Raw genomic sequence first — 3,127 nt, forward strand, 5'->3', positions numbered from 1 at the left:
CGTAAGCCTTGATCTTGCGTGATAGTTGTCGGTCGCTGAAAGTAGGCCTAGTCGTTGTTTTTGTTGATCTTCCCTGACCTTGACATGGTAGGGGTCACAAGTTCGATCCTTGTACCGCCCACCAAGAACTAACCTGTTGATCTAGCAGGTGGAAAAGGGGAATCCGAGAGGGTTCCCTTTTTCATTTCTCCCTAGAGAACATTCACAAAATAAGCCCCTCGTTCACAGGGGTCAATGTGCACGGTTCCCTGTGCACAGGGCTATGTGTGCACATCCATAGCTAACCTACTGTCTCCCTTAGGAATGGCCCTACCTAGTGAAGGTAGGGACACACTGAGCGTGTGTCCTGTCGCTTCGCTCCAGCGTCTACCGCTGAGCTAACCGCATACCCTTAGACGCTCATAGAACGCCATAGAAGCGGCACAAGCCTAAGCCCTAGGGGTTACCTATGCCTGGACTACTAGGGGACGCTCAGAGGAAGAGACAGACCAACCTAGCTAGGATTGTGGGAGGGAGAGACTCTCTCCTTCTCTGGCGGTCCCTGTTCCCTCCCAAGGTGGGGGGAGGAGGGGGGCATAGGGGTGCTATATATACTGAATTGCAGCTAGAGATTTTCTAGGGGAAATTGCTAGGAGCTAGGGAAATGAGTACGCCACAAGAGAAGGACTTTCTAGACGCTCTAACGTCCTCGCGTGAAGACATAAATCACGCCAAGCACTATTTTTTAATCCATTTCGCCTTCTACAGAACCCTAGGGGAAAGTCGGGATGTTCAAGAGAAGCTTAGAGATCATCAGCGCTATTGGAACTTTGTTCTCAACGGACTAACTGGCGGCCTCATAATTAGCTTGGGTCGTGTGTACGATAGCGGAGGCAAGACACTGACTTGGCTTCTCGATCACGCCATTAAGAATGAGGAGATATTTAAGCGTGGCGTGGATAGCGTCTATCTAAGCAGCCTGAAGGCAGAGTTCTTAGATTATAGGGAAACCTTCTATAACAAGGCGCTCCAAACGTTGCGTAGTAAGGTTGTGGCTCATACTGTCATTACCTCTAAGCATCAAGTGACTAAGGTGTTCAAAGATTTGCAGGAAGGCGAGGTCCACACGCTTATAGCGTTCGCTCATAAAGTACATGAGGCGCTCTATAATCTTTTTCACGAGGGAAAGCTTACGAAGCTACCTCTCGAACTTCCCCAATATCCGACCTTATGGTTTCTTGATGAAATAAAACCTTGGCAGAACCCCGGCCTTGACGAATGGGGGCTATGCGATCAGGTGAACTCATTCCTTATGTCGCAGCTAAGAATTCCTGCTTAGGCGTAACCTGCTACAATGCGTGTACACCTGGCCCAGCTAGGCGTCTAAGGTGAACCCCCATAGCTTGCCTAAGGTAGGTGGTGGGGGAAGCCTCAGACGGTCAGAGGGACTCTAAGCCTCCCACCTAGCCCTAGGTGCATATAGGGCAGCCTCTTACAGTAGGGGCTTAGTATGTACTGTCGGAACGCTAGAGCCGAACTCTAGCCATAGCTGAGGCTTCTATAGCGTCCCTATGTCCTTATAGGAGGGGGGTGATTAATCCCCTCTAGAACCTCCTGTAAGCCTCTCTAAGCCCATTGCAGGCTTAGGGGTATACATGCCTATTGCCTATAGGTAAGAACGCCCTAGAGAGCGTTAAACAAGAAAAGGGAGGAAGTTGGAATAGACGCTAGTAGGTCTATACAACTCACCCTCCCCTTAAAATAATTAATCCTTGACAAGCCTTAGCTTGTTCAAACGCTCAACATCGTCCTTATATTCGTTAGCAATCTTAGCCTCAATGGCAATATGCCTATCTACTTCGGCCTTAGGTGGACGTCCTACAGGTCTAGAGATGCCTACAGCCTTAAGTAGCTCCTTAACCGCTGCTAGGTTATACGCCTCAGTTTCCTTCTTTAGGACTTCTAGGGCTATATCACGCCAATAGAGCTTATGTTCTTGGTCCCAGCCTTCTTCTTTGGCATAGGTATCTAAGGTTAGGAGGCTTACGCCCCACTTCTTAGCTAGTTCTGAGTGAGAGTGAGTCTTGATGTACTCCTCTTTTCCCTCCTTAGGGATGTTCATAGGTTATTTTCCTTATTGTTATTTGTAGTGAATACAGTCCTAGGTGATAAAGAGCAATCACCTAGGTGATAAGAGCAAGAGCGGGACGCTCAAAAGGATAAGAGCAAAGGCTTTTGCTTCTATTCTTTCTATTCGTCCGCTCTTAGACACCTGAGTGATTGCTCTTTATCACTCAGGACTGTATCTGTATAATTCTTATATGCTTATTCATTTTTCTACTAAGTATATTTTTAGTACAAACGTGAACAAGAGTTTGATTCACTTTCTACTAAGTATATTTTTAGTAGGTTTTGAATCAAGGTTGTCCAATTTCTACTAGGATATTCTAGTAAGTTTTGGACAAGGGTTAGGAGGCGGGCTTAAGCAGATAGCTAACCTTGCTCTTGCTAACCCCTAGTTGGTCCGCAATATCTCTAACAGTTAGACCCTTAGCCTTAAGGGCTTGAGCCTGCTCTAGGAGAGCTTCCTTCTTAACCTGTCGTTCTAGCTTATTCTTAGCCTTAGGGGCATCTACCATTAGCGCATGGCTAATCTGTACTAGCCCATCTAGCGATCTAGCTAGCTTCATAGCTTGGGTATAGCTAGTGACAATATGGTAAGTAGGGTCGCTACAATCTTCGTCTCTAATCTTCGTCCTAGAAGCAAACTGTAAGAGCTGGTCATCTTCCCTCTGCCACCTAAGAGCGTCCTTACCCTCAGTCAGAGGAATATTCATCTTCTCTAGCATACGATTAATAGGGGCTAGCTCATGCGGAGCAGGATTACCATGTAGGAAATGAATGGAAACATGCTTGTCTCTCCATTCGTTCATGCCCCTAGTATCGAAAGGGGTTCTCTCTACGTTGCTAGGAAGCTCAGGCTTACACCATTCGTGACTAGCAAAGATAGCCTTATGTCCGTCGTAAGCTCCCCCGTTAGGCAGACATCTCGAAAGTAGAACTTTCTGGCATCGTTCCCGAGCCAGGAGGTTCCATGAAGAAGTCGAAGTTCACCGAGACGCAGATCGTCTCGATCCTCAAGCAGGCC

The 3,127-nt window shown here is 47.3% G+C and carries 2 protein-coding genes; one reads left to right on the forward strand and one right to left on the reverse strand.

Annotation, left to right across the window (positions count from 1 at the left end; translation table 11 throughout):
* The first annotated feature begins 643 nt into the window (after positions 1 to 643).
* Positions 644 to 1,318 carry a hypothetical protein gene (locus ACFWZU_RS16205; RefSeq protein WP_439702546.1) on the forward strand — a complete coding sequence of 225 codons (675 nt, stop codon included), beginning with the start codon at positions 644 to 646 and terminating at the stop codon, positions 1,316 to 1,318.
* Between the two features lie 426 nt (positions 1,319 to 1,744).
* Here the strand turns inward: ACFWZU_RS16205 and ACFWZU_RS16210 are convergent, their stop codons facing one another.
* Positions 1,745 to 2,101, reverse strand: a complete 357-nt coding sequence (locus tag ACFWZU_RS16210) for a hypothetical protein (protein ID WP_439702547.1) — start codon at positions 2,099 to 2,101, stop codon at positions 1,745 to 1,747.
* Positions 2,102 to 3,127 lie beyond the last annotated feature (1,026 nt).

The organism is Frateuria sp. GZRR33 (genome assembly GCF_051900425.1).
Lineage (GTDB): Bacteria > Pseudomonadota > Gammaproteobacteria > Xanthomonadales > Rhodanobacteraceae > Frateuria_A.

Bases quoted from the DNA above. Each gene is read 5' to 3' on its own strand.
- ACFWZU_RS16205 (WP_439702546.1), top strand. From the start codon at position 644: ATGAGTACGCCACAAGAGAAGGACTTTCTAGACGCTCTAACGTCCTCG.
- ACFWZU_RS16210 (WP_439702547.1), bottom strand. From the start codon at position 2,101: ATGAACATCCCTAAGGAGGGAAAAGAGGAGTACATCAAGACTCACTCT.